General features: G+C 71.6%; 27 protein-coding genes and 1 pseudogene. 12 read left to right on the top strand and 16 right to left on the bottom strand.

Features of this window, described 5'->3' with window-relative positions; translation table 11 throughout:
- Positions 1-14: 14 nt before the first annotated feature.
- Together ACIP5M_RS03415 and ACIP5M_RS03420 are read right to left on the bottom strand one after the other, a co-directional pair.
- Positions 15-1,994, bottom strand: coding sequence for an FUSC family protein (locus tag ACIP5M_RS03415; RefSeq protein ID WP_401191290.1), 1,980 nt, complete (start codon positions 1,992-1,994; stop codon positions 15-17).
- A gap of 109 nt (positions 1,995-2,103) precedes the next feature.
- Positions 2,104-2,931, bottom strand: a complete 828-nt coding sequence (locus ACIP5M_RS03420; RefSeq protein ID WP_401191291.1) for a hypothetical protein — start codon at positions 2,929-2,931, stop codon at positions 2,104-2,106.
- 205 nt (positions 2,932-3,136) lie between these two features.
- Here ACIP5M_RS03420 and ACIP5M_RS03425 point away from each other — a divergent pair, with 205 nt between their 5' ends.
- Positions 3,137-3,544: a hypothetical protein gene (locus ACIP5M_RS03425; RefSeq protein ID WP_401191293.1), complete on the top strand. Its 408-nt coding sequence runs from the start codon at positions 3,137-3,139 to the stop codon at positions 3,542-3,544.
- 68 nt (positions 3,545-3,612) lie between these two features.
- Here ACIP5M_RS03425 and ACIP5M_RS03430 read toward each other — a convergent pair whose 3' ends face one another.
- From ACIP5M_RS03430 to ACIP5M_RS03455, 6 genes are all read right to left on the bottom strand, one after another.
- The gene (locus tag ACIP5M_RS03430; RefSeq protein WP_401191294.1) at positions 3,613-3,771 is read right to left on the bottom strand and encodes a hypothetical protein; all 159 of its coding nucleotides are present in this window, start codon (positions 3,769-3,771) and stop codon (positions 3,613-3,615) included.
- A gap of 55 nt (positions 3,772-3,826) precedes the next feature.
- Positions 3,827-4,183, bottom strand: coding sequence for a hypothetical protein (locus ACIP5M_RS03435; RefSeq protein ID WP_401191296.1), 357 nt, complete (start codon positions 4,181-4,183; stop codon positions 3,827-3,829).
- A gap of 92 nt (positions 4,184-4,275) precedes the next feature.
- Entirely contained in the window at positions 4,276-4,905 is a 630-nt protein-coding gene (locus ACIP5M_RS03440) for a hypothetical protein (RefSeq protein WP_401191298.1), read from the bottom strand.
- 263 nt (positions 4,906-5,168) lie between these two features.
- A complete protein-coding gene (locus ACIP5M_RS03445) occupies positions 5,169-5,411 on the bottom strand; it encodes a hypothetical protein (RefSeq protein ID WP_401191300.1) in 243 nt (80 codons plus the stop codon).
- A 21-nt stretch (positions 5,412-5,432) separates the two neighbouring features.
- Positions 5,433-6,191 (bottom strand): CbtA family protein, encoded by a 759-nt coding sequence (locus ACIP5M_RS03450; protein ID WP_401191302.1) that lies wholly within the window; start codon positions 6,189-6,191, stop codon positions 5,433-5,435.
- Between the two features lie 31 nt (positions 6,192-6,222).
- Positions 6,223-6,435, bottom strand: coding sequence for a CbtB-domain containing protein (locus ACIP5M_RS03455; protein ID WP_215015957.1), 213 nt, complete (start codon positions 6,433-6,435; stop codon positions 6,223-6,225).
- Between the two features lie 190 nt (positions 6,436-6,625).
- Here ACIP5M_RS03455 and ACIP5M_RS03460 point away from each other — a divergent pair, with 190 nt between their 5' ends.
- On the top strand, positions 6,626-7,066 hold the full coding sequence (locus tag ACIP5M_RS03460; RefSeq protein WP_401191304.1) for a histidine phosphatase family protein: 441 nt from the start codon (positions 6,626-6,628) through the stop codon (positions 7,064-7,066).
- Between the two features lie 79 nt (positions 7,067-7,145).
- Here ACIP5M_RS03460 and pucL read toward each other — a convergent pair whose 3' ends face one another.
- Positions 7,146-8,063, bottom strand: coding sequence for a factor-independent urate hydroxylase (pucL, locus tag ACIP5M_RS03465; RefSeq protein ID WP_401191306.1), 918 nt, complete (start codon positions 8,061-8,063; stop codon positions 7,146-7,148).
- Between the two features lie 230 nt (positions 8,064-8,293).
- Positions 8,294-9,655 carry an aspartate aminotransferase family protein gene (locus tag ACIP5M_RS03470; protein WP_401191308.1) on the bottom strand — a complete coding sequence of 454 codons (1,362 nt, stop codon included), beginning with the start codon at positions 9,653-9,655 and terminating at the stop codon, positions 8,294-8,296.
- 366 nt (positions 9,656-10,021) lie between these two features.
- On the opposite strand from ACIP5M_RS03470, the gene ACIP5M_RS03475 reads away from it, so the two are divergent.
- Complete coding sequence (locus ACIP5M_RS03475) at positions 10,022-10,309, top strand: ATP-binding protein (protein ID WP_401191870.1); 288 nt, start codon at positions 10,022-10,024, stop codon at positions 10,307-10,309.
- 163 nt (positions 10,310-10,472) lie between these two features.
- Here ACIP5M_RS03475 and ACIP5M_RS03480 read toward each other — a convergent pair.
- The 3 genes and pseudogenes from ACIP5M_RS03480 to ACIP5M_RS03490 all read right to left on the bottom strand — a co-directional run.
- Positions 10,473-11,372 (bottom strand): annotated as a pseudogene (locus ACIP5M_RS03480) (SigB/SigF/SigG family RNA polymerase sigma factor); the annotation flags it as partial.
- A gap of 120 nt (positions 11,373-11,492) precedes the next feature.
- Positions 11,493-11,852, bottom strand: a complete 360-nt coding sequence (locus ACIP5M_RS03485) for a hypothetical protein (RefSeq protein WP_401191310.1) — start codon at positions 11,850-11,852, stop codon at positions 11,493-11,495.
- Positions 11,853-11,949: 97 nt separating this feature from the next.
- Positions 11,950-12,153, bottom strand: coding sequence for a cold-shock protein (locus tag ACIP5M_RS03490; RefSeq protein WP_030011983.1), 204 nt, complete (start codon positions 12,151-12,153; stop codon positions 11,950-11,952).
- Between the two features lie 454 nt (positions 12,154-12,607).
- Between ACIP5M_RS03490 and ACIP5M_RS03495 the strand changes: the two genes are divergently transcribed.
- A complete protein-coding gene (locus ACIP5M_RS03495; protein ID WP_401191312.1) occupies positions 12,608-13,168 on the top strand; it encodes an RNA polymerase sigma factor in 561 nt (186 codons plus the stop codon).
- Complete coding sequence (locus ACIP5M_RS03500; protein WP_401191314.1) at positions 13,165-13,629, top strand: hypothetical protein; 465 nt, start codon at positions 13,165-13,167, stop codon at positions 13,627-13,629. The genes ACIP5M_RS03495 and ACIP5M_RS03500 overlap by 4 nt, the downstream gene beginning before the upstream one ends.
- Positions 13,630-13,635: 6 nt before the next feature.
- Here ACIP5M_RS03500 and ACIP5M_RS03505 read toward each other — a convergent pair whose 3' ends face one another.
- From ACIP5M_RS03505 to ACIP5M_RS03515, 3 genes are read right to left on the bottom strand one after another with little or no spacing between them, the layout of a single operon-like run.
- Positions 13,636-14,904: a benzoate/H(+) symporter BenE family transporter gene (locus tag ACIP5M_RS03505; RefSeq protein WP_401191316.1), complete on the bottom strand. Its 1,269-nt coding sequence runs from the start codon at positions 14,902-14,904 to the stop codon at positions 13,636-13,638.
- Positions 14,905-14,963: 59 nt separating this feature from the next.
- Complete coding sequence (locus tag ACIP5M_RS03510; RefSeq protein WP_401191318.1) at positions 14,964-15,377, bottom strand: MazG nucleotide pyrophosphohydrolase domain-containing protein; 414 nt, start codon at positions 15,375-15,377, stop codon at positions 14,964-14,966.
- A complete protein-coding gene (locus ACIP5M_RS03515; protein ID WP_401191320.1) occupies positions 15,374-16,747 on the bottom strand; it encodes a beta-ketoacyl-[acyl-carrier-protein] synthase family protein in 1,374 nt (457 codons plus the stop codon). The genes ACIP5M_RS03510 and ACIP5M_RS03515 overlap by 4 nt, the downstream gene beginning before the upstream one ends.
- Before the next feature lie 230 nt (positions 16,748-16,977).
- On the opposite strand from ACIP5M_RS03515, the gene ACIP5M_RS03520 reads away from it, so the two are divergent.
- From ACIP5M_RS03520 to ACIP5M_RS03550, 7 genes are all read left to right on the top strand, one after another.
- The gene (locus ACIP5M_RS03520; RefSeq protein ID WP_401191322.1) at positions 16,978-17,784 is read left to right on the top strand and encodes a helix-turn-helix domain-containing protein; all 807 of its coding nucleotides are present in this window, start codon (positions 16,978-16,980) and stop codon (positions 17,782-17,784) included.
- A gap of 270 nt (positions 17,785-18,054) precedes the next feature.
- Positions 18,055-19,056: a diiron oxygenase gene (locus ACIP5M_RS03525; protein ID WP_401191324.1), complete on the top strand. Its 1,002-nt coding sequence runs from the start codon at positions 18,055-18,057 to the stop codon at positions 19,054-19,056.
- Positions 19,053-20,000: a 2Fe-2S iron-sulfur cluster-binding protein gene (locus tag ACIP5M_RS03530; protein WP_401191326.1), complete on the top strand. Its 948-nt coding sequence runs from the start codon at positions 19,053-19,055 to the stop codon at positions 19,998-20,000. The genes ACIP5M_RS03525 and ACIP5M_RS03530 overlap by 4 nt, the downstream gene beginning before the upstream one ends.
- A gap of 51 nt (positions 20,001-20,051) precedes the next feature.
- A complete protein-coding gene (locus ACIP5M_RS03535) occupies positions 20,052-20,849 on the top strand; it encodes an arylamine N-acetyltransferase (RefSeq protein ID WP_401191328.1) in 798 nt (265 codons plus the stop codon).
- A 4-nt stretch (positions 20,850-20,853) separates the two neighbouring features.
- The gene (locus ACIP5M_RS03540) at positions 20,854-21,420 is read left to right on the top strand and encodes an RBBP9/YdeN family alpha/beta hydrolase (RefSeq protein WP_401191330.1); all 567 of its coding nucleotides are present in this window, start codon (positions 20,854-20,856) and stop codon (positions 21,418-21,420) included.
- Positions 21,413-22,645, top strand: coding sequence for an MFS transporter (locus ACIP5M_RS03545; protein ID WP_401191332.1), 1,233 nt, complete (start codon positions 21,413-21,415; stop codon positions 22,643-22,645). The genes ACIP5M_RS03540 and ACIP5M_RS03545 overlap by 8 nt, the downstream gene beginning before the upstream one ends.
- Positions 22,638-23,900, top strand: coding sequence for an ATP-grasp domain-containing protein (locus ACIP5M_RS03550; protein ID WP_401191334.1), 1,263 nt, complete (start codon positions 22,638-22,640; stop codon positions 23,898-23,900). Before ACIP5M_RS03545 ends, ACIP5M_RS03550 begins: the two co-directional genes overlap by 8 nt.
- Positions 23,901-23,919 lie beyond the last annotated feature (19 nt).

The following is a 23,919-nucleotide window of genomic DNA, read 5'->3' on the forward strand; positions in this document are numbered from 1 at the left end:
GGGCGGGACGCCCCCTACGGGTGGGTGAGGGCGCGGGCTGCCGCGACCTCCTGGTGGAGGGGGGCGAGGACGCCGGAGGTGGGGGAGGGGGGGTCCACCGGGGCGGCGCGGGGCGGGGTTTCGTTGCTGCGGACGGCCTCGGCGAGGGAGCGGAGCCGGGCGGTGATGGCGGCGACCTCCGCCGGGGAGGGAGGCTCCGCGCCGTGGTTGACGCGCACGCGGGCGGCGGTGGTCGCGTCCACGACGCGTTCGACGGCGACGACGAGCGGCCACCAGGCGGCTGCCCGCGCGCCCGTCGGCGGCGGTTCGGTGAGCGCCCGCTGGAACTCGCTGCGGACGCCCGACAGGTCCCGGTAGATCCGCCGCCGGGCGGCCAGGCGGGCCGTGCGGGCCGCCCGCAGCCCCGCCTCGGTCGGGGGATGGGCGCCGAACGCCCGCTCCACGTAGCGCGCGGCATCCTCCACGGTGTCGGCGAGCCGGTCCCCGATCCGCGTGCGCCAGCTTTCCGGCCACAGCAGGTAGCCCGCGAGCAGCGTGATGGCGCAGCCGATCAGGCTGTCCAGCAGCCGGGGGCGGATCAGGTCGAAGCCCTGGTGGTTGAGCAGGTCCGAGAGGAGGAGGATCACCGGGGTGATCGCCGCGGTCTGGAAGGCGTACCCCTTGGCGGAGAAGGCGGGGATCAGGGCGGCCAGCAGCATCATGACCGGCACGTCCCACCAGCCGCGCGGCACCTCGGACAGCACGGCGGCGGCGATGACCAGCCCGGCCGCGGTGCCCAGGGCGCGCAGGACGGCCCGGGAGAACACCGAGCCGAAGTCGGGCTTGAGGACGAAGGTGACGGTCAGCGCAACCCAGTAGGACCGCTCGACCTCGACGAGGGAGACCAGGCACTGGGCGAGTCCGATGCACAGCGCGAGCCGCAGCCCGTACCGCCAGGAGGCCCGCGACATCATCATGTCCCGCACCGCCCGCCGGGCCCGGACCCGCAGGGCGGCGGGACGGCCGAGCCGGTCGTCGACGTTGTAGGGGTCCGGTTCGGCGAGGTGCACGATGGCCGCCGCGTGCCGCAGGGCCGAGTCGACGGCCCGTTCGGCCGGGGTGTGCGGGGCGGGCAGGTCCAGGACGGGGGCGCCGGTGCGGCCCTCCTCGACGGCGGCCGCCAGTTCCCGTACCGCGGCCGGGATCTCCGGCGGCAGCGGCCGGCCGCGCAGGTGCGCGGCGGGGGCGGCCTCCACCAGCGGGATCACCACGTTGAGCTGGGCCAGCATCCGCACCAGGGCGGGGCTGCGGCCGTGCACCCGGGCCCGGCGGCCGAGTACGAGGTCGTAGGCGTGGTTCAGGGCCTGGGTGACCTGCCGGCGGCGTTCCTCGTAGGCGGGGCCGCCGGCGGCCTCCAGGGTGTCGGCCAGGGCCCGGTAGGTCGCGGCGACGGCGGCGCGCTCGGGCTGCCGGCCGCGCAGCGGCCAGCCGAGCAGGGTGAGGAGGAGGACGAACAGCCCGCCCGCGGTCAGCAGCAGGGGGGCGGTCCACCAGGGCCGCGGCAGCGGCAGCCCGGCTCCGACCACGGCGTTGAGGAGGAGCAGCAGTCCGGCCACGGAGGCGACCGTGCCGATGGAGGAGATCATCCCGGAGATCAGGGCGATGAGGGTGAGGGCGCCGACGGCGAGCCAGCCGTGCCCGAAGACCAGGGTGCCCAGCGCGACGCCGACGGCTCCGAAGAGCTGCGGAACGGCGATGTTCAGGATCCGCATCCGGTAGGCGTCGGCGGTGTCGCCGATGACCCCGGAGAGGGCGCCCATGGAGACGAGCGCTCCGTACTCGGGCTCGTCCAGGGCGAATCCGACGGCGAGGGGCGCGGCGAGCGCGACCGCCGCGCGCAGTACGGCGGCCCAGGGGATCGGCGCGGTGCTCGGCCGCAGTCCCTTGAGCAGCCAGGCGGGCGGGGCCAGCGGATGCTGCCTGGTTCGCCCGGACGGTATCTGTTCGGTGCTCATGATCCCCCAGCTGCCGCCGGGAGGTGTCCCCGGCGTGCGTGCCGCCGCTTGCCGATCGGTTGTTCTGGGCTCTTCTGCGTCGTTCTGCGTGCGTTGGTACCTTCCGAGCTTATGGGGTACGGCGCAGCCGTCCCACCAGCCAGGCGCCGAACGCGGCGGCGAGACCCAGGGCCAGCACCACCCAGGCGGTGGTGCGCAGGAACGAGGTGAGGGCGTCGTACACCGCCCCGGCCGCCGGCCGGTCGATGTCGGCGGGCAGGTCCTCGAGGGCCAGCCGCCGGCACACGTCCACGGCGACCCCCAGCAGTACGGCCCCGACCGCGAGCCCCAGCCCGGTCGCCATGACGGCGCGCCGCCGGTGGACGGCGACCGCGATGGCCGCGGCGGCCAGGACCAGGGTCAGTACGGGCAGCCAGATGCCGGCGACCTGCAGCATGTGGAACCCCTTCCGGAGCGCGGCGAGGTTGTCGTACTCCATGACCTTCACGGAGAGGTGGGTCACGGGGATGCGGTCGGCGAAGGGCACGCCGTCGGCGACGAGTTCCCACTTGACCTGGTCGATGACCGGAGCGAGGTCGATGGTCAGGGCATCGCCGTGGCCGGTGGTGAGCGCGTCGAGGAAGGCGGTGTGGGCGGCGCGGTTGGCCGCGTCCCACGCGGTGCGGTAGGCGGGCGTGTCGGCGAAGGAACGCAGGGCTTCGCCGAGCAGGGCGTCCACCCCGCCCTGGAAGGGGCCCGCGTCGATCTGCCCGGCGAGGGCGCGGCCGGCCTGGGTGACGACGACGTCCTGGACGGCCGGGTTGCGGGCGAGAGGGGACATGACGGCGGTGTAGCGGTCGGCGTCCCCCAGCTCGCGGTCGGCCCAGTACGCGACGGCGCTCGCGGGCACCAGCAGGGCCACGAGCGCGATGAGTACAGCCGACAGGATGGTGCGCACGTCACCAGGGAATGCGCAGACGGGGGCCCGCGCCAGCAGTGTTGGTTCGGGTGGGTGGTGCGGCACCTCCGTACGGTGCCCCCGTGTGGCACCCCGCTCCGCCCGGCGTGCTCCGCGCGATCGGCGCGCCCGTCGCGCCCGGGTGATCCACTTGCCGCCCGTGGGTGGCGGGTGTGCCCTGGATGATGGGAGAGAGGAGCCCGTCATGGCACATGCGGCACCCACCGCCTCGCGGCGGCAGCACCGGCAGATGGCGGACATGACCCACCTGAGCAGGAGCGACTTCACCAGGCCGCTGCTCATGGGACTCGTCTACGGGGTCTGGGCCGCCTTCATCAAGCGCCAGATGGGCCCCGTCGACGCCGGGAACGTCTTCTACGGGATCCTGTGCGGCGCGATCTTCGCCGCCTGCGTGTTCGCCCTGGCCCGTGTCGGACCGCGGCTGAAGCGCGAGGTCCACGCCACGGCGTACGGGGTCTTCGCGGGCATCGCCGTGGGCTACCTGCACAGCCTCACCGACTCCTCCGTGCTCAGCGCGAGCGTCATCGGCCTCTTCGTGGCCCTGGGTGTCGGCGGGGTCGCGTTCTACCGCTACTACACCCGCGAGGACTGAGCCCGCCGGTCGGCCCGGCCGCACCTGCGGCCGGGCCGACGCATGCCCGCGGAGTCCGGATCCTCCGGCTACGCGGCCGAGCCCGCGGGAGCGGGGCCGGCGCCCTGCTGTGGTTCGCTCTCGGACTCGGCGGCCTCGGCCGGATCGGCCTGGCGGACCGGCGGGGTGAAGCGGGCCGCTTCGGCGCGGAGCATGGCGTTCAGGGCGGCGTACGGGTCGATGGGCATGACGGAACCTCACGGTGCTCAAGGGGGTGTGGGGGATCTGCGCTGCTCGGCCTTCTCAGCAGCGCAGGACCACACTCCGCACCGTCCGCAGGGACAGCGCCGGCTCGGCCGCCTGCGACGGGGGGCCCGAGTACTGCGCCGGATCCGCCTGTTTCACGTGAAACACCGGAAGCGGTGTCTGCCGTACGCCGGGCACTGCACGCGGGAGCGTCCGTACGGCGGCCCGTACCTCGGGGTCGGCCGGGCCGGGGTCGGACTGGCCCTCGGTCGGTTCGGCCGGCGCGGTGGAGGAGGGCCGGGACTCGGCGGCCATCGCGGCCGCCGGACCGGCACCGAACACGCACAGCAGGACGACACAGGCCACCGTCAGGGCCCTGGTCAGTGCCGTCCGTGCGTGTTGCCTCCCGCTCATGCGAGGGGTGTGCCCCGACACGCCGGGCGACTCCCGTAACGGCTGCGAGAAGCCCCCGACCGGGGGACGAAGTCACCCCCCACGGCTGACGGTCAGCGGCCGCGCCGCTGCCCGGTCAGCCGGGCGAGCACGGCGGTTTCGCCGCCGACCAGCCGCAGTTGGGCCCGCCCGGCCCGGTCCTCCCGGCCGCTCGCCTGGCCGGGAGAGATCCGTACCACGGTGAACACGGCGGTGCGGCTGTCCGCGCGCGGGATCTCGATGGTGCGGCCCCGCTGGAGCCCGGACAGGCGCAGCCGCGCGCCGCTGATGACGGCGGTGCCCTCCGCACCCGGCGCCGGGCTGCCCTCGTCCCAGGCGACCTCCCCGCGGCCGTCGGCCGCCACCGGTACGTCGACGCCCAGGCTCGGGATGCGCAGCCGCAGCGGCGCCGCGGGCCGCAGCGGATGCGTGACCCCCCGCAGCGGACCGGCGGCCGTCCTCGGCGATCGGGCGCCCTGGCCGGGGCGGTGCTCGCCGGACTCCTCCAGCTGCCGCACGAGACGGCGGTGGTCCGACAGCCCCAGTGCCCGCGAGGGCAGCGCGTCGTCGGTGGCCGCGGCCACGGGCTTGGCCCCCTCGGTACGGAGCAGCGCACCGATGCCGCCGGCCAGCAGGACCACCGCCAGTACGGCGGCCACCTTCCCCCAGCCGCCGCTGGACGGTTCCGCCGAGGCGCGAGGCATGGAATTCCCTTCTGTCCGGCTCGTGCGGCCGGGTCCTGTGAGCAGTGGACACCTCCACGGCCCGTCCGCACTCCGTGAAACACGCGGGACTGACAGAACGTCACTGGCGTGTCGTGCCGCGATCCGGCCGTCTGCCCAGCTGGCAGCGGTGCGCCCGGCGCGGACCGCGGGCGCGGGCCGCTACGCCCGAACGGGTGAGGGCTGTTGCCGCCGGCCACGGTGCCCGAGGCCCCGGCAGCGCGCGGGCGGGACCCCGTGGGCCGTCACACCGCGATCAGAGCCGCCGCCGTACCCATCAGGGCGGCGGCGAGGTGGACGGCCGGGTGGCCGTAGTCGCCGAACCAGAGGTGGCGGGCCAGGCCGCCCAGTGCGGCGAAGGCCGCGATCACGCCGATCTGACCGAACAGCGTGATCGCGGTGAAGGGGGCCAGGAGCAGCAGGAACGAGCTCAGCCAGAACGGGGCCGCGCCCGTCCAGCCGCGCCACTCCCGTATTGCCGTCGGCATGTACCACCGGCCCCCTCTTCATCAACTGGTCGGCTGCACAGCCTCCTTGGGTGCGGCGGTCGGCACAAGGGCGCGTTCGGCTAGATAACCGAAGACGAGGCCGAAAGTCGTCCACAGCGCGGCCTGGATGGCCAGGGACGCGAGGCGGAACTGCCAGATCAGCGCGGCCGGGAAGTCCTCCGGCACCTCGTTGATGGCGGGCAGCACCGCGTACGAGATCCCGACGACCAGGACGAAGGCCGCGCCGGCGGCGACCGACGCGTTCCAGTTGCCGAGCCTGGGGGCCAGCCGGCGGCCCAGGATCAGCGTGCCGGCCGCGAGCAGCGCGCTCAGAGCGATCATCAGGAGGTAGAGGGCGGTCCGCCGGGCGGCCGTGTCGGGGTCTCCGACGGCCGGCGGATTGGCGGGGTACTTGAGGAACGGCACCAGCGTGACGGTCACGAACAGACCGCCGGTGACCAGGGCCGCCGTGGCCCGGGGGCCGAAGCGGCCGATGCGGCCCAGGGCGAAGCAGAAGACGAGCGCGGCGATCCCGCCGAGCGCGACCCCGTACAGCAGGACGCCCGTGCCGAGCCCGGCCGTGGCCTGGAGGGCCCGGCTGACCGGGGCCTCCTCGCCGTGGTCGTGGCCGGCCGCGAGGTGGCCGGCCTCCTCGATGGCGATCGCCGCGTCCACCTTGGACTCACCGAGGAGGTACGCGACGAGGAAAGCGGCCACGCCGGCCAGCAGGCCGGCGAGCATGCCCCGCACAAGCAGGACGCGTGGGGAGAGAGGGTTCACGGTTCGGTTCCCTTGCGGCAGCGATGCGCGATCAGTGGCAGGGGAATCCGAGGAGGTGGCGGCCGTCGTGCAGCCACTCGTGGACGTTCTCGCCCTGGAAGACCGCGGTGGCACCCTGTTCGATGCCGACGAAGTACAGCAGGACGAGCATGAGGACGGCGACGAAGGCCGCCCAGGGGGCGAGCGCGGAGAGCGAAATCGGGGCGACGGCGGGAGCCGAAGCGGGCACGGCGGAGTGGGCCATGGCAGTACCTCCAGAGGGAACACGCGTCCCGGTCAGTGGTGCTCGCGACGACGGCGGCGGGTCTGACTTGCCTCCCCCTTCCGGGAGGGTTCACAGTGGCGCGACCGTGCCGGATTCTCACCGATGCTTCCGTCGTACCGTCGTCATGTAGTTATGTCGTCCGAGACCGTACCGCGCTTACGCTCCCCTTATGAAGACCCCCTTGGTACGAGTCCGGTTCGTGAGACTCCCGCACGCCGCACCGGGACGTGCCGACCGCTTCGGTCACGGGGCGCCGTGTCCGGGCCACGAGGGCTTCCGCGGCCTGGACACGGGCGAGTGGGCGGGACGGACCCTGGACGAGGTCGCCGCGGCGGATCCGGCCGCCGTGCACGCGTGGCTGACGGACCCCCACTACGCGCCGCCGGGCGGCGAATCGGTGGCGGCCCTGATCGCCCGCGTGGGGGCGGAACTGGACGGGCTGGCGGCGGCCACGCACCGGGCCGAGGTCGAACAGGCCGTCGTACGGGCGGCCGTGGTGCACGCGCTGGAACTGCCCGCGGCCACCTTCTGGCGGCTGGACGTCCGCCCGGAGTCGGTCACCACGCTCACCGGGCGCGCGGGCCGCTGGAACCTCCTCGTGGGCCAGTGACTCCGCAGGGCGGGACACAACAGTGCGGCCCGGACCCCGCGACGCGGTCCGGGCCGAACTGGTCCTGCGAAGAGGGCCGTTACGCGACGATCCAGTCGGAGGTCGCGATCACCGGCTGCACACCCTCACGGTGGACGGTGCCCTCGATCAGGCCGTACGGGCGGTCCGCCGCGAAGTAGACCTCGTTGTCGTTCTTGAGGCCGAAGGGCTCCAGGTCGACGAGGAAGTGGTGCTTGTTGGGGAGGTTGAGGCGCACCTCGTTGACCTTGGGGCAGTTGTCGAGCACCCGCTCGGCCATCTGGTTCAGGGTCTGCTGCAGCGAGTAGGAGTACGTCTCCGCGAAGGCTTCCAGCATGTTCCGGCGGACCTTCTTGTACGACTGGTCCCAGTCGTAGGAGGTGTCGTCCGCGGCGAGCGCCGAGTGCGCCCAGCGCGCGGTGACCTTGGTCGCCAGGATGCGGTCGTACGCTTCCTTCAGGGTCGTGTACTTGTCCTTGATGTAGCCGTGGAACTCGGAGTTCGTCGAGTTCATCACCGTCAGGTCCTTCAGACCCGAGATGACCTGGAGGCCCGTCGTCTCGCTGTACGTGATCTGCGCGGTGCGCACCTCCTGGCCCTTGCGGACGAAGGAGTGCTGCTCCTTGCGGGTCGGGACCGGGATGCGGTCCCACGCGAACTCCTCGATGCGGATCTGAGCCTCGCGGATCGGCGACTGGGAGGAGACGAAGTGCTTGGCGAGCGCGATGCCGAAGGCCTCGGGGGACTCGATGCCGTGCTCCTTGCCGAAGGCGTACACCGTGTTCTTGGTGGTGTCCGTCGGCAGGCAGTTGGCGTTGTCGCCGGTCAGGTGGACGTCACGGAAATCACCGCGGAGCGCGACCGAGACGTTGAGGTCGCGGATCTCGTGCCAGGATCCGTCGTTGCCCTTGCGGGTGACCTTGACGATGCGGTTCTCGGCCTTGCCGTACTGGTTCTGGCCCAGGACGTGCTTGCTCATGGCTGTCTTCCTTCGGGTACACGGAGTCCGACTGACTGGATCCCGTACGCCCGGCGTCCAGCGGTCGAACCGCTCCCCGCCGTTCGGTCACGGAGGACCGCCCCGGGACTGACATGCATCCCGGTCCGTAGGTGCTCTGTCGGATTTCAGCATGTTCACGTGGTGTTCGTAATGGCGCCGAACCTCCAAGACAGGCACCCACGGATTGGGCGACCTCACATTCCCCCAGGTCAGACCATGTGCGCATCGGCGACGGAGAGGGCCTCGTCGAGGATCTCCAGCCCCTTGGCGACATCGTCGGCCGCGATGTTGCAGGGCGGCGCGATGTGGATGCGGTTCCCGGCGAGCAGCGGCCAGAGCCCGCCCTTCTTGCAGGCGGCCCCGAAGGCGCCCATCGGCGCGTTGTCCGCCCCGGAGGCGTTGTAGGGGACCAGCGGCTCGCGCGTCGCGGCGTCCCGTACGAGTTCCAGGGCCCAGAAGGTCCCCAGACCCCGGACCTCCCCGACCGAGGGGTGGCGTTCGGCGAGCGCGCGCAGGCCGGGGCCGAGCAGCTCGGCGCCGGTGCGGGCGGACTGCTCGACGATGCCCTCCTCCTCCATGACGTTGATCGTGGCGACGGCTGCGGCGCAGGCCAGCACGTGCCCGGAGTACGTCAGCCCGCCCGGGTAGGGCCGGCGGGCGAAGGTCTCGGCGATGGCCGCGGAGATGGCGACCCCGCCCAGCGGCACGTATCCGCTGGTCACGCCCTTGGCGAAGCAGAGCAGGTCGGGGGTCACGTCCCAGTGCTCGGAGGCGAACCACCTGCCGGTGCGTCCGAAGCCGACCATGACCTCGTCGAGGATGAAGACGATGCCGTAGCGGTCGCAGAGGGCGCGCACGCCGGCGAGGTAGCCGTCCGGGTGGACGAGCACGCCCGGGGCGCCGCCGACGGTCTCCAGGATGATCGCGGCGATGGACTGCGGGCCCTCGAAGACGATGGTGTCCTCGAGGTGCCGCAGCGCGCGCTCGCACTCCTCGGCCTCGGTCGTCGCGTAGAAGGGCGAGCGGTAGGCGAAGGGCCCCCAGAAGTGGACGACACCGGCGGTCGCCGTGTCGTTGCCGAAGCGGCGGGCGTCGCCGGTCAGGTTGATCGCGGTGGAGGTGGCGCCGTGGTAGGAGCGGTACGCGGACATCACCTTGGGCCGGCCGGTGTGCAAGCGGGCCATGCGGACGGCGTTCTCGACGGCCTCGGCGCCGGCGTTGGTGAAGAAGATCTTGTCCAGGTCGCCGGGGGTGCGCTCGGCGATCAGCCGGGCCGCCTCCGAGCGGGCGTCGACGGCGAAGCCGGGCGCGACCGTGCACAGCTTGGCCGCCTGCTCCTGGATGGCCGCGGCGACCTTGGGGTGCTGGTAGCCGATGTTGGTGTAGACGAGGGCGCTGGAGAAGTCGAGGTAGCGGTTGCCCTCGTAGTCCCAGAAGTACGAGCCCTCGGCACCGGCCACGGCGAGCGGGTCGATGAGCTCCTGCGCCGACCAGGAGTGGAAGACGTGCTTCCGGTCTGCTTCCTTGACGGCGTCGTGTGCGGCGGTGAGGGCGTCGGACTCTGCATTCATGAAACGAGGGTAGTAGTCCGGCATGCGGGTCCGGGGGTGCCTTGGGGGCGCATCCCGCATGCCGGACTCGGACGATGTGGCCACAGCCCCCTCGGCGGATCCGGAGGCGTGGACGCGGCGACCCTCTTTTTTACCGCATCATGGAATCCAACTTCCGAGATACGGAATCAAGCGTCAGGACGACTGTTCGGCGGCGTCCTAGGATGGGCCCTTCGGCGGTATGAGGCGGGAGGCCAGGTGACGGAGCAGACGCGGCGGCTGGTCCTGGGCGGTGCCACGGCCGGGGTCGTGGGCAGATGCCGGGACTTCACCCGCCTGGCGCTCACGGACTGGCAGTGGCCGGGCCAGGGCGGGCGGCCGGAGGCCGTGGAGGACGCACTGCTCCTGGTCTCCGAGGTGGTGACCAACGCCTGCCTGCACGCGGGCGGCCCGCGCGAACTGGTCCTGCGGCACATGCCCGAGCGGCTGCGCGTCGAGGTCAGCGACGACAGTTCCGAGCCCCCGCGCCGGCGGCTGCCCGGCGACCGGGCGCTACCGGGTGGACACGGACTGATCCTGCTGGAACGGCTCGCGCGGAGCTGGGGGTCTGAACCTTCCGGGGGTGACCGGCCCGGTAAGACGGTCTGGCTGGAGGTGGCGGCCCGGCGCGCGTAGGCCCCTGCGGGTCCGACGGACCGGCCCCGTCGGCCGTCTTCGGGCCCTGCGCAGGCTCGGTCCCGTGCGCGGCCTCGGTCCCGTGCGCCGCCTTGGTCCCGTGCGCCTCGGCGCCGCCGTGCGCGGCGTGGGCGGTCCCCTGCGCCGCCTCCGTCCCGTCCGCCTCGTCGGTGAGCAGCCCGGTGCGCAGCCGCGTCAGGGTCCGGGTCAGCAGCCGGGACACGTGCATCTGGGACAGGCCCAGCCGGTCGCCGATCTCGGTCTGTGTCAGCTCCTGCCCGAAACGCAGCGAGAGCAGCGTGCGCTCCCGCTCGCTCAGACCGGCCAGCATCGGCTTGAGCGACTCCAGGCACTCGATCCGGTCGTACGCCTCTTCCTCCTCGCCGAGCGAGGGCCGCTCGGCATAGGCGTCCCGCTCGCCGCTGTCCTCTTGCGGGGGCGCGTCCAGGGAGCGCGCGGAGTACGCGCACGCCGCCTTCCGTCCCTCCGACAGCTCCTCGGGCGTGACGTCCAGGTGGCTGGACAGCTCGGTGTCCGTCGGCTCGCGGCCCAGCTCCTGCTCCAGGACGTCGTGCGCCTTCGCCGTGTCGATCCGCAGCTCCTGGAGCCTGCGCGGGACCTTGACGGCCCAGCTGGTGTCCCGGAAGAACCGCTTGATCTCACCGGTGATCGTCGGAATCGCGAACGAGGTGAATTCCACCCCGCGCTCCGGGTCGAACCGGTTGATGGCCTTGATCAGGCCGATGGTGCCGACCTGGACGATGTCCTCCATCGGCTCGCTGCGGCCCCGGAACCGGCGGGCGGCGTACTTCACGAGGCTGAGGTTGAGCTCGACGAGGGTGTTGCGGACGTACGAGTACTCCGCGCTGCCCTCCTGCAGCTCCGCCAGCCGGCGGAACAGGGACACGGACAGGGTCCTGGCCTCGTGGGTTGCGACGTCTGTGAGGTCTGTACGGTGCATGGCCTGCGCTCCTCCGACGGTGTGACCCGGGCGGCGGGGGCCGCGTACCCGGGGGACGTCGTTGCGCTGTCCAAGGGGATATACCCGAACCAAACCACACATACCCCACCGATTCCACCCGGCCGGGTTCGGGCGCGCGCCCAGCACCGAGAACCGCATGACGCCGTCGTGCGGTGCCGTGCGGTTCCCGGAGCCGGCGGGGCCGGCGGTCGGAGCAGCTGCCTAGCGGTCGGAGTAGCTGAAGTCCCCGACGGTCCACGCCCCGACGTCCTTGATGGCGATCCGGTACATGCCGCCGGTTTCGGGGATGCCCAGGGTGCCCTGGAGGATGCGCGCCACGTGGAAGTGGAGGTGTGAGGGGGGTCCGTCGGCGGGGCCGGAGGCGCGGAAGACTTCCGCGAACGGGGCCAGTCGGTCGGAGTCGTGGAGGACTTCCGCCACGCGCTGACGCCAGACGCTCTCCGGGGCGAGGCGGCCGGTGATGACGGCGCCGTGGACCACGACCGTGAGGGACATCTGATTGGTTTGCTCCGACTCGACCTTGGCAGCGAGATCGATGAGCAGGTCATCAGGGTTCGACATGGACCGGCACTCTAGCAAGCGCCGGAAGGAGCCGCTGAGTTTGCCACCGGGGCCCGCACCTTCAGGTGCGGGCCCCGGCTGGGTGGAGCGTCGGCGATCAGGCGGGAACGATGTTCTCGGCCTGCGGGCCCTTCTGGCCCTGCGTGACGTCGAAGGTAACCTTCTGGCCTTCCTGAAGCTCACGGAAGCCCGAGGAGGCGATGTTCGAGTAGTGGGCGAAGACGTCGGCGCCGCCACCCTCCTGCTCGATGAAGCCGAAGCCCTTTTCCGCGTTGAACCACTTCACGGTGCCAGATGCCATATGAATTCTCCTTTGGGGCAGTGCCCGGAACCGCACTGTGCGGGCCCGGCGTCGCCGCTTGGTTGCCCCGACCGGAAAGAAACACCCGGTAAATAAAAAGAGCGCCCGCCGAAGATCCGACGAGAGCACTTGTAAGTTTTTGGGAACCACAACTGCAACTAACGGCACCGTAGCACAGGAGGAAGTGGCAGGCCGGGAAGCTTTCCGTGTCTCCCGTAATTCCGCAGCCGCGGTGGCAGATATTCACGAACGGAAAAGTCATATAAACGGTGGAGCCTGCTCCGGGATTTTCCGGCCGTGAAAACGGCTGATCCTCGTCCTCGGGCCCCAGCGCTGCGGGGCCATCGAGACCGCGTACGACGCGTCGCCCGGCCCCGTGTGACCCGCCTCACGGGAATGTCCGGCCGGTCCGGCGCCTCCTCCTTTCCGAGACCCGCTCGAGAAGGAGGAAGCGATGGGCAACCCGGGGGCCGGTTCGGCCGGGCCCGCGTGCCGCGCGGTCACGACCGGACCGGCGGGCGCGGTGGATTCGGCGGACCTCGTACGCGCGGTCCAGCGCGGCGACCGGTTGGCGGCCTCGGAGCTCCTCGACCTGCTCACCCCGTACGTGGCGCGGCTGTGCGGGCCGATCGCGCTGCAGGACGGGCCCGACGCCACCCAGGAGGCGCTGATCGTCATCCTGCGCGGCATCGGCACCCTGCGGGAGCCCGCCGCGCTGTTCGGCTGGGCGCGGGTGATCGCCGTACGGGAGGCCGTACGGGTCGCCCGTGCGGCCTCACGGGCCGTACCGGACCCGCTCGACGAGGTCCCGGCCCGGGACAACCCCCAACTCGCCGCCGACGTACGGGACGTGCTGGAGCGGCTTACGCCGGCGCACCGCGCCGTCCTGGTCCTGCGCGACCTCGAAGGGTTCGACGAGCACGCCGTCAGCGCACTGCTCGGAGTGCCCGAATCCACCGTACGGACCCGGCTGTTCCGGGCCCGCCGCACCTTCCGGAAGGCGTGGGAACGTTGAACGACTCCTGGCCGGTCGCCGCGCTCGACCCGGTCCGCCGGCTGCGGGTGATCGCCCGCACCACACCTGGCGCGAGCTACGCCGACCACCTGCTCGCCGCCCCCTTCGACCGGGTCTGGGCGCTCGCCTCGGACCTGGAGCACCAGATGCCGGTGCTGATCACCGACATCAGCGCCTTCACCGTGACCGCGGCCGCCGGCGAACGCCTCGAGGCCAGGGCCCGCAGTCCGCTGGGGATGAGGGCGCGCTTCGACATCGAGCTGCGGCCCGGCTGGTGCCTCATGCAGAGCCGGTTCGTCCTCGGCGGCATGGCCGCCGTTCCGGAGGGCGACGGCACCCGCTTCGCCTTCTTCGGCGCCCTGCGCATCCCGGGCGTCCGGCTGATCGACCGGGCCCTGCACCCGCTGGTGGACCCGCTCGGCGCCAAGGCGCTCAAGCGGTTCACCGACCAGCTGGAGTGAGGAGGGTCAGCCGGCGGTCCGGCCCCGGCGGGAGCGACCGACGGTCAGCAGGCCGTGCGTGAGCAGGCCCAGCACCAGCCCCCAGAAGGCGGAACCGATGCCGAACAGGCTCATCCCCGAGGCGGTGCACAGGAAGGTGACGACCGCGGCGTCCCGGGTGGCCGTCTCCCCGAGCGCGGCCGTCAGGCTGCCCTGGAGGGCGCCCAGGAGCGCCACGCCGGCGACCACGGCGATCAGCGCCGCCGGCAGCCCCGCGAACAGGATGACCAGCACCCCGCCACAGGAGCCCACCAGCAGGTACCAGAAACCGCAGGACATGCCCGCGACGTACCGGCGCTCCGGGTCGGGATGGGCCTCCGGCCCGGTGCAGAGGGCGGCGGTGATGGCGGCGAGGTTGACCGCGTGCGAGCCGAAGGGGGCCAGCAGGACGGACACCGCCCCGGTGGAGCCGATCAGCAGCCGGTCGTCCGGCGCGTAGCCCGCGCCCTCCAGCACGGCCACGCCGGGGGCGTTCTGCGAGGCGAGGGTGACCACGGCGAGCGGGACCGCGATGCCGACGAGCGCGGCCACCGAGAACTCCGGCACCGTGAAGACCGGGCGCACCAGGACACTGCCCCCGCCCGACCCGAGCTCGAAGTCCAGCCCGGTCGTCGCGAGCGCGGCGCCGGCGCCCACGAGCAGGGCGACGGGCACGGCCCACCGGACGCTGATCCGCTTCATCACGAAGAAGGCGGTGAAGGCGCCGAGCACGATCGCGGGGGAGGCCTTCAGCTCGGTGAAGATGCCGACGCCGAAGGAGAACAGGATGCCCGCGAGCATGGCGTTGACCACCCCGGTGGGCACGGCGCGCATCAGCCGGCCGAAGAGGCCGCTGTAGCCGATCACCGCGATCGCGACCGCGCTGAGCAGGAAGGCGCCGACCGCCTGGGCGTACGGGTAGTCGCCGAGGTTGGTCACGAGCAGCGCGACGCCGGGCGTGGACCAGGCGGTGATGACCGGCATCCGGGTCCGCCGGCTGAGGAACAGGCAGGTCAGGCCGGAGCCGATGGACACCGCCCAGATCCAGGAGGCCGTGTGGGCCTGGTCGAGGTGCCCGGCGCGGGCCGCCGCGAGCACGACGACCAGCGGGCCGGAGTAGGAGACGATCACCGCGATGAACCCGGCGAGGAGCGCCGGGAAGGACACGTCGCGGCGCAGCGAGTACCGCGGTACGGCCGGCGGGGGCTCGGCGGGTTCGGCGGCAGGGGGCACGGGGTCGGATGCGGTTCGGGACACGCCCCCGATCCTCGGCTGCTTTTCGGCCCGTGCCCAGCCGTTTTGGTGGGGGTGCCCCGTCAGGACTGCGCGCGCAGGACGTCGGCGACCTGCGGCGGACGATACGACGGGCCCTTGAGCACCTTGCCGTCCTCGCGGTACGAGGGGCGGCCGTCCGGGCCGAGTTTCGACATGTTGGCGCGGTGGACCTCGGCCAGGACGGCGTCGAGGTCGATCCCGTGCACGGCGGCGGTCCCGTACGCGATGTAGACGACGTCGGCCAGTTCCTGCGCGATGTCCGCCAGGCGGCCGGACTCCGTCGCCTCGGCGAGTTCGGCGACCTCCTCCTCCAGGAGGACCTGGCGGTGCCGGGCCAGTTCCGGCGAGACGTTGGCCGGGGCGGATCCGACGCCGAGGCCGAAGGCCCGGTGGAAGGCGCGGACCAGGTCCTGGGACGTGGGAGAGGGTGCGGGAGCGGGGGCGGTGTCGGTCATGCGGCCTTGTCTTCTTTCGAGCGGTCCGAGCGGTCCGAGCGGTCCGTGCGGTCCGAGGTGTCGCGGCGCAGGGCGAGGACCGCGTTGTGCCCGCCGAAGCCGAAGGAGTTGCTCAGGACGACGTCGCCGCCGGCGGGCAGCGGGCGCGGCACGAAGGTGACAACGTCCAGGTCGCAGGCGTCGTCGCGATCGTCGCAGCCGAGGGTGGGCGGGATCTGCCCGCGGTCGAGGGTGAGGGCGGCGACCACGGCCGCCACCGCGCCCGCGGCGCCCTGGAGGTGGCCCATGTTGCCCTTCACGGCCGTGACCGGGACCTCCGGGGCCTGCGCGCCGCGCTCGTCCAGGAGCCTGCGCAGCGCCGTGGCCTCGGCGAGGTCCCCGTCCACGGTGGCGGTGGCGTGGGCGTTGACGTGGACGACATCGCCCGGCCGGGATCCGGCGTCGGCGAGCGCGCGGCGCATCGCGAGGACGATCCCGTCGCCCGAGGGGTCGGGCGCGGCGAGGTGGTGGGCGTCGGCGGACAGGCCCCAGCCCGCCGCCTCGCAGTAGATGTGCGCGCCCCGCGCCAGGGCGTGCTCCTCCGCCTCCAGGACGAGCAGCCCGGCGCCCTCCCCGTGGACGAAGCCGTCGCGGTCCTTGGCGAAGGGGCGGGAGGCCCGCTCGGGCTCGTCGTTGCGCGTGGACAGGGCGCGCATGGCGGCGAAGGAGGCCATCACGGCCGGGGTGACGGCGGCTTCCGCCCCGCCGGCCAGGACCACGTCGAGGTGCCCGTGCCGGATGCGGTCGATGGCCTGCCCGATGGCTTCGGTGCCCGACGCGCAGGCGCTGACGACGGTGCGCGCCTCACCGGTGATCCGCAGGTCGAGGGAGATCTGGGCGGCCGGCTGGGACGGCACGGTCATCGGGGCGGTGAGCGGGGACACGCCCCGCGGGCCCTTCTCGCGCAGCCGGCGGTCCCCGTCGACGAGGACGGGGGCGCCGCCGATGATGGTGCCGACGGACACGCCGACCCTGCTCGGGTCGATGCCCCTCTCGACGGTCCCGGAGGCGGTGAAGCCCGCGTCGCGCCATGCCTCGCGGGCGGCGACGACGGCGAACTGGGAGGCCCGGCTCATCCGCCGGGCCTGGGGTCTGGGAAGCAGTTCGGCAGGGTCCTGGGGCACCGTCCCGGCGATGCGCACGGGCTGACCGTCGAACTCTTCGCCTTCCAGGGGCCGTACGCCGCTTCGTCCTTCGAGGAGCCCGTGCCAAAGGTGCGGAACGCCGGTGCCGAGAGGGGTGATCGCACCCAAACCGGTAATGACGACCCGCCGCTTTGTCGCGCGGGTCACTTCGACTGGCCGGCCGTGGGGTGGGGTCGGCTGGTGCATGGGGATCTGCTTTCCTGTTCCAGGCTCTCAACCGCCTGTGGGTGATAGGCAGTTGGATGCATGAAAGCGGCCCCGCGGCTGTTTGCGCAAGGCCCTGAGACGCGCGTCACGCTGTACACTGCGACTCCATACCACGAGTCGATATCGCACCATCGGGGGGAGATTTAACGATGGGGACAAGTGGCGTTCATCATCGCCCTTCCACGCTGCCCGACCCGCCTCTTCAGTCCATGGAACTGCCGCAGCTCCTGCGCGTCTGGCGAGTTGACGCAGGTGTGAAACTGCGGCGCGACAAGGCGATTCCGCAAAAGGAAGTCGCCGAACTCATGGGCGTGAGCGAGCGCTGGTACCGAAGCCTGGAATCGGGGGATTCCGTATCGCTTTCGAGTGACATATTGGGACGGCTTTCCGAAGCGTTGGTACTGGGTCCCGACGAGCGGATGGTCCTGTACAGCCGCGCACTCGACGGCGCAGGCGTCGCCCTCGCGGACGACGAGGGTGCGGCCGAGGACCAGCTCGCGCTCCTGCGGCTGGTCACGAGCCAGACGCAGTTCCCCGCCTATCTCACGGACGGCGGCTGGAACATCCTGGGCTACAACACCCTGATGGCCACCTGGTTTCCGTGGGTGCGCGAACCGAATGCCAATCTCATGCACTGGGCGCTGACCGAACAAGAGGCCCGCGAACAGATGCTGGACTGGCGCCGGCACGCCGAAATCTATCTGGCCATGCTCCGTTTCGCCCTCGCCACGGGCGCGGACCCCGCACCCCTCGACCGTCTTCTCCAGCGGATCCTGCAGGATCCCGAATGCCGTCAGCTCTGGGCCCGGGGGCCGAAGGTCGTCGCATTCCGCCAGGGTCACCGCTACCGGCTGAGCCTTCCCCACGTCTCACCCGAACAGATCACCGTCACCTCTCAGGTGCTCCTCCCCGCCTACCAGCACGGAATGCGCTGCGTCATGCTGCTGCCGCAGAATCCCGCCACGCCCCCGCGTCCGCACATCCCCGCCCAGCAGAACGGCAGTTCGGCGGAATAGCGAACACTGTACACACCCCGGTGCGAGCCCGAGCGGCAAACTTCTGCCGCTCGCCCGCCCGTTCCGACCGGCGACCGGCAATCATTTGCCGGTCGTCTTTCATTTGTCCGATTCGACGTTTTTCCAATGCTGACGAACCGGACAACCCCGTACAGCGGCAAACTTCTGCCGCTTGACGGGCAGTTGTGTCCATGGACATCCTCCAGCCAACGACACCACCACACATACAGGTCACACGACGACCTGGGCAGTCACATGAAGGTTTAGAGCATGGCACTGCAATTCGCGAGAACGGCGAACCGGACCGTTCTCGCCCGCCGGCACCAGAATCGCCTCGACCAGGCTTTTGTAAAAGCCGACTACCGCAGCCGCTTCCGTACCTGGGAACGCGTCGCCACCGTCCGGAACAGCCCGATGCGCGTCCTGGAGGGCGACGGCGAACTCTTCTTCAGCCCGGAGCTCGTCCCCGCGCTCGCGCACCCGATCCTCCAGCAGGCCGAGCCCCGCATCCGTGAGACCGTCCTGGTCCACCGCCTGTACGAGTACCTGAAGTTCACCATCGACCTGGAGCAGAGCGCGGTCATCCCGGTCACCGGGCACATCAGCCGCGGCATGTCCGGACTGGACCTGCCCGAGCACATGCTGCTGGACGCCTTCAAGATCGTGACCGACGAGGCCTGGCACGCGCAGTTCACGTACGAGATTCTGCGCGAGGTCCGCACCCGTACGCAGGTCGCCCCCGCCCTCCCGGACACGCCGACTTTCACCGCCGAGCTCGCGCGGATCCACGACGAGCTGCCGGGCGAGATCCGCGGACTGGACGAGCTGCTGTTCGCCATCGTCAGCGAGACGCTCATCTCCTCGATCCTGGACGAACTGCCGCAGGACAAGCGGCTTCCCGAGGGTGTGCGCGAGATGGTCGCCGACCACGCGGTCGACGAGGCCAAGCACCACTCCTACTTCTCGACGCTGCTCCGGTTCCTGTGGCCCGCGATGACGAAGAAGGAACGGGAGCTGGCCGGCCCGTACATCCCGCGGCTGATCTTCGCGTTCCTGGAGCCGGACTACGCGAGCGCCGCCCTCGGACTGCGCGCGTCCGGCCTGACCGGTCACGAGGTGGAACAGATCATGAGCGACTGCTACACGCACGACAAGGTGGTGGACGACGTGCGCCGCGGCGCCGGACCCACCCTCCAGTACTTCGTCGAGGCCGGGGCACTGGAGCACGCCGCCACGCTCGAGGCGTTCCAGGAATCGGGGCTGATCGCGTGAGGACCGAGACCGTACGGGCCGCGACCGTCCAGGCCGCGCGCGCCCTGACCCCGAGCGTCACCCAGTACTGGCTCACCGGCGCCCCGGGCGGCGCCCCGCTGCCGGCCGCCGTGCCCGGCCAGCACCTCACCCTGCGCGTGGGCCCGCGCTACAAGACGTACACGATCCTGGCGTCCGGTGACGAGGGCTACGAGCTGGCCGTCCGCAACCGCGACCGCGGCGGCCGACGCGACCACCTCTCGCCGCGCCTGCACGTGGGAGCACCCGTCAAGGTCTCCGCCCCGGGCGGGCACTTCACCGCCGAGGACGCCACCCCGTTCAGCCACTTCGTGGCCGGCGGCGTGGGCATCAACCCGATCCTCGCGGTCCTGGCGGGGGGCCGGCTGCGCGACTGGCGGCTCTTCTACGTCGACCGCGGCGCGGAGGAGTTCCCGTTCCTGGACCGCATCGAGGAGCTGGCCCGGCAGCAGAACGGCAGCGTCGTCACCTTCGACACCGGCAGCCACGGCCGCCCCGACTGGGACGCGGTGGTCACCGGCATCCCCGTCGGCAGCACCGTCGGCGTCTGTGGCCCGGCCGGGATGGTCGCGGCGGTACGGGACGCCGTGGAGCGCGCGCCGGGTGCGCGGCAGCTGGTCACCGACGGCTCGGCGGCGGGCGCCGCCACCGGCATGCCCCCTTCCGTCGAGGTGGAGTGCGTCAAGACCGGCATCACCTTCGAGGCCGCCCAGCACCAGCCGCTCCTCGACGCGCTGAACCGCAACGGCGTGGGGGTGCCGTCCTCCTGCCGGCAGGGCATCTGCGGGACCTGCGAGGTCGAGGTCCGCACCGGCCGGATCGACCACCGCGACGAGGTGCTCACCGACGAGGAGAAGGCCGAGTCCAGCTACATGCTCCCCTGCGTGAGCAAGTCGATCGGCACGCGGCTCGTGCTGAACGTCTGACGCCGGCGACCGCCCCCACGCCCCCCCACGACAGTGACCGGAAAGACCCCTGTGAACCAGTTCATCGCCGACTACGCCGGCCGGCTCGGGCTCCGCACGCCCCTGGAGCCGACCCTCGACTGCCTTCGGCACCTCCATGAAGCACACCTGTACAACGTCCCGTTCGAGAACTTCAGCATGCACGGCAACGCGGAGCGCGGCCTGACCCGGGAGGCGCTGCACGAGACGATCGTGGACCGCCGCCGCGGCGGCATCTGCTTCGAAACGGGGCGGATGATGCAGTGGCTCTTCGACGCCTGCGGATTCGACTACGAGCTGCGGCTGGGCGGCAGCGTCAGCCCCAAGGGCCCCGCGACCCACCAGATCTTCATCGTGACCCTGGACGCCGAGCGCTGGCTCTTCGACATCGGCTACGGCGCCCGGGGCCCCCGGGGCCCGGTCCGGCTGGCGGACGGGGAGCAGCTGACCCACCCCGCCCTCTCCACCCGGGTCAGGCTCGAGTCCGGCCCCGGTGCTCCGGTCTGGACGGTGTCGATCCACGAACACGCCGTCAACGCGGCCGAGTGGCAGGACATCTACCGGTTCGTCGACGCCCCCGTCGAGGCGCCCGATCTGGACATGGCGCACTTCTACACGACGGCGTCGCCCAACAGCCTGCTGAACCAGCACAAGGTGGCCAGCATCCCCACCCCCACCGGCCGGGTGAGCGTCCGCGACGGCAACCTCACGATCGTGGCGGACGGCAGCAGCACCACCACCCCCGTCGACGACGGCGCACAGCTCCAAGAACTGCTCGGGCTCCATTTCGGCCTCAGCGTTCCCCTCCAGGACCTCGGGCTCGAAAGGTAATTCCATGCACTACTTGACCGTACCGGGGTATACCGGGTCAGGCCCGGACCACTGGCAGACACACCTGGAGAACACCTACGCCGGGTTCTCCCGCGTGGTCCAGGACGACTGGGCGGTCGTCGACCGCGACCGCTGGGTCGCCCGGCTCGACGAAACCGTGCGCGGCATCGACGGCGAGGTCTTCCTCATCGGCCACAGCTGCGGATCGGTGACCGTCGCGCAGTGGGCGGCGACGCACTTCGACAGCCGGGTCGTCGGGGCGCTCCTGGTCGCCCCGGCCGATGTCGAGGCGGCCGACACGCTGCCCGCCATCAGCCCGCAGGCGCCGCTGCCCACCGTCGGGCTGCCGGTGAAGACGCACCTCGTGGTTTCCGACGACGACCCGTTCCTGTCGCTGGACCGCGGTCTGGCGCTGGCCGCCACCTGGGGGAGCACCGTCGAGGTCGTCCCCGGCGGCGGACACCTGGCCACCCGGGACGGCTACGGCCCGTGGAGCCACGGGGCGGCGCTGATCGAGCTCCACTCCGGACACGTACTTGAACCGATCCAGGGACGTGCTCCCCTTGTTTAGCAAACTGTCCTCGGTCCCCCGCCCCATCTACTTCTACCTGGCCGCGTCCTTCTTCATGGGGCTCGCCAACACCATCTTCGACGTGGTGTTCAACTTCTACCTCGCCGAGCGCGGCATCAACGAGGGCGACGCGGGCGTGATCTACGCCATCGCCACCGGAGCCATGGCGGTCGCCGTCATCCCGCTCCTCTTCCTCGGCCGGTTCATGTCGCAGCGGGCCCTGCTCATCGGCGCGTCGGTGCTCTACACCCTGCCGTTCGCCGGCCTGCCGTTCGTGGCCTCGGTCGCCTCGGCCTCCGTCGTCCTCAGCCTGATCCTCGCCGGCATGCTCGGCCTGCTCTCGGTGGGCAACGCGATCGCCGGCGCGCAGGTTCCGCAGGCCTCCCGCACGCGCCTGTTCAGCGCGTTCTTCATCTCCTACCTGGGCGCGGGAGTCATCGGCTCCGCGCTGGTGTCCGCCGTCAGCGGCTGGCTGCACACCAGCGACCTGGAGAAGTACCGCTTCTTCCTGCTGCTGTCCTTCCTGGCGGCCTGCCTGATGCTCGTCCTGCGCCTCCCGTCGGCGCGGACGGTCGCGAAGACGGCCGCGGCGGTCACGCAGGAGGAGAGCCGGGCGCCCGTCGAGAAGCGCAACTTCGTGGCCCTGTTCCTCGCGGCCGGCTTCCTCGGCGCGTCGATCGCGCTCTTCTTCCGCTTCGCCAACGTCCTCTTCCAGCAGATCTACGACATCCCGGTGAGCGACATCTCGCTCATCCTGGGTACCGACAAGATCGTCAGCATCTTCGGCGCGATCTTCGCCCCCGTCCTGGTCAAGCGCTTCTCGCTGCGCCCGAGCGCCGCCTTCTTCGGGGTCCTGGCCGTCCTCGGCCTGCTGCTCCAGTCGCTGACCGTGCCGCTGGCCGTCTTCATCGTGCTCTACCTGCTGCGGCTGCTGTTCAACTACTGCCTGATGCCGCTCCTGGACACGGTCGCCATGTCGGGCTTCGCGCCGGCGCGCCAGATGGTCTCCATCGGCATGCGGCAGTCCTCGTTCTACCTGGGCGGAGCGGTCGCGGCCGCCGTCTACGGGGACCTGCTCGACGGCGGGCAGTGGCAGACGGCCCTGTGGGTCTCGGCCGGCTGCGCCCTCGTGGGGTCGCTCGCGATGACCATGGTCCGCAGCAACGAGCCCGCGCCCCGCGCCGAGAGCGACGAGAAGGAAGGGAAGGTGCTGGAGAATGCCTGAGCGCACGGGAAAGCTCGTGATCGTGGATCCGTACTCGAGCGGTTCGGCGCTCGCCCGGCGCGCGAAGGAGCGGTACGGGCTGGACTCCGTCGCCGTGCTGACCTCCGAGACCCTGCCGCCCGCGCTCGTCGCGACCTACCCGGCCGGGGACTTCGTCGCGGAGCTGCGCCACACGGACGTCCTCACGACGGCCCGGGCGGTCGAGGCCCTGTGCGGTGGCCGGCCGGACCACCTCATCTGCGGCTCCGAGCCGGGGGTGGAGGCGTACGACCTGCTGGCCGCCCACTGGGGCATGCGCCCGAACACCGGGTCGTCCGAGGCGCGGCGCGACAAGTTCCTGATGCAGGGCCGGCTGCGCGACGCGGGCGTCCGGTACATCCCGCACCACCTCGCCGAGGACACCGAGTCCGCTCTGGCCTGGTGTGCCGCGAGCGGACTGGCCGAGTACGTCGTGAAGCCGGTGAAGTCCTTCGCCACCGACGGGGTGTTCTTCTGCTCCTCGCCGGACGAGGTGCGGGCGGCCTGCGAGAAGCTCTTCGGCCGGGACGACCTGGCCGGTGAGCTCATCACCCAGGTCCTGGTCCAGGAGCGGATCGTGGGACCGGAGTTCGTCGTCGACTCGGTGTCCCTGGACGGTTCGGCCTTCGTCGTCAACATGTTCCGCTACACCAAGGAGACGGTCGACGGGAACCCCGTCTACCGTGCGATGTCGTCGGTGGAGGTCGCCGACCACCCGGACATCGTGGCCTACGTGGAGCAGGTGCTCGCGGCGCTGGGCATCGAGAACGGCCCCGCCCACAGCGAGCTCATCCTCACCGAGGACGGCCCGGTCCTCATCGAGACGGGCGCCCGCATGCACGGCGGACTGGGACCGCGGCTGGTCGAGGAGTCCTCCTCGCACTCCGTGATCGACCTGACCCTGGCGTCGCGCGTGGCACCGGAGGAGTTCGAGCGCCTGACCCGGGTACGGCCCTCCCTGCGGCGGGGCGTCGTCGAGTGCTTCCTCTCCTCCCCCGCGGGGGGCGTGGTCGCGGCGAACCGGGTACGGGAGTCCTGCCGGGAGCTCGACAGCTACCTCTTCGACACCTGCGAGCAGGCGCCGGGCGACCGCATCGAGAAGACGACCGACCTGATCACGTCCTACGGCCGCGTCGTCCTCGCCCACGAGGACCCCGGGGTGCTGGAACGGGACCTGGAACACGTACTCGACCTGGACCGCCGCGGCGCGCTCATCGAGGTCGCCGCGGGCGCGTGACGACCGTCCCGCACGAAGG

Origin of the sequence: Streptomyces sp. NPDC088762 (genome assembly GCF_044750905.1) — a bacterium.
Lineage (GTDB): Bacteria > Actinomycetota > Actinomycetes > Streptomycetales > Streptomycetaceae > Streptomyces.

Bases quoted from the DNA above. Each gene is read 5' to 3' on its own strand.
- ACIP5M_RS03415 (WP_401191290.1), bottom strand. From the start codon at position 1,994: ATGAGCACCGAACAGATACCGTCCGGGCGAACCAGGCAGCATCCGCTG.
- ACIP5M_RS03425 (WP_401191293.1), top strand. From the start codon at position 3,137: ATGGCACATGCGGCACCCACCGCCTCGCGGCGGCAGCACCGGCAGATG.
- ACIP5M_RS03430 (WP_401191294.1), bottom strand. From the start codon at position 3,771: ATGCCCATCGACCCGTACGCCGCCCTGAACGCCATGCTCCGCGCCGAA.
- ACIP5M_RS03435 (WP_401191296.1), bottom strand. From the start codon at position 4,183: ATGAGCGGGAGGCAACACGCACGGACGGCACTGACCAGGGCCCTGACG.
- ACIP5M_RS03440 (WP_401191298.1), bottom strand. From the start codon at position 4,905: ATGCCTCGCGCCTCGGCGGAACCGTCCAGCGGCGGCTGGGGGAAGGTG.
- ACIP5M_RS03445 (WP_401191300.1), bottom strand. From the start codon at position 5,411: ATGCCGACGGCAATACGGGAGTGGCGCGGCTGGACGGGCGCGGCCCCG.
- ACIP5M_RS03455 (WP_215015957.1), bottom strand. From the start codon at position 6,435: ATGGCCCACTCCGCCGTGCCCGCTTCGGCTCCCGCCGTCGCCCCGATT.
- ACIP5M_RS03460 (WP_401191304.1), top strand. From the start codon at position 6,626: ATGAAGACCCCCTTGGTACGAGTCCGGTTCGTGAGACTCCCGCACGCC.
- pucL (WP_401191306.1), bottom strand. From the start codon at position 8,063: ATGAGCAAGCACGTCCTGGGCCAGAACCAGTACGGCAAGGCCGAGAAC.
- ACIP5M_RS03470 (WP_401191308.1), bottom strand. From the start codon at position 9,655: ATGAATGCAGAGTCCGACGCCCTCACCGCCGCACACGACGCCGTCAAG.
- ACIP5M_RS03485 (WP_401191310.1), bottom strand. From the start codon at position 11,852: ATGTCGAACCCTGATGACCTGCTCATCGATCTCGCTGCCAAGGTCGAG.
- ACIP5M_RS03490 (WP_030011983.1), bottom strand. From the start codon at position 12,153: ATGGCATCTGGCACCGTGAAGTGGTTCAACGCGGAAAAGGGCTTCGGC.
- ACIP5M_RS03495 (WP_401191312.1), top strand. From the start codon at position 12,608: ATGGGCAACCCGGGGGCCGGTTCGGCCGGGCCCGCGTGCCGCGCGGTC.
- ACIP5M_RS03510 (WP_401191318.1), bottom strand. From the start codon at position 15,377: ATGACCGACACCGCCCCCGCTCCCGCACCCTCTCCCACGTCCCAGGAC.
- ACIP5M_RS03515 (WP_401191320.1), bottom strand. From the start codon at position 16,747: ATGCACCAGCCGACCCCACCCCACGGCCGGCCAGTCGAAGTGACCCGC.
- ACIP5M_RS03520 (WP_401191322.1), top strand. From the start codon at position 16,978: ATGGAACTGCCGCAGCTCCTGCGCGTCTGGCGAGTTGACGCAGGTGTG.
- ACIP5M_RS03525 (WP_401191324.1), top strand. From the start codon at position 18,055: ATGGCACTGCAATTCGCGAGAACGGCGAACCGGACCGTTCTCGCCCGC.
- ACIP5M_RS03540 (WP_401191330.1), top strand. From the start codon at position 20,854: ATGCACTACTTGACCGTACCGGGGTATACCGGGTCAGGCCCGGACCAC.
- ACIP5M_RS03550 (WP_401191334.1), top strand. From the start codon at position 22,638: ATGCCTGAGCGCACGGGAAAGCTCGTGATCGTGGATCCGTACTCGAGC.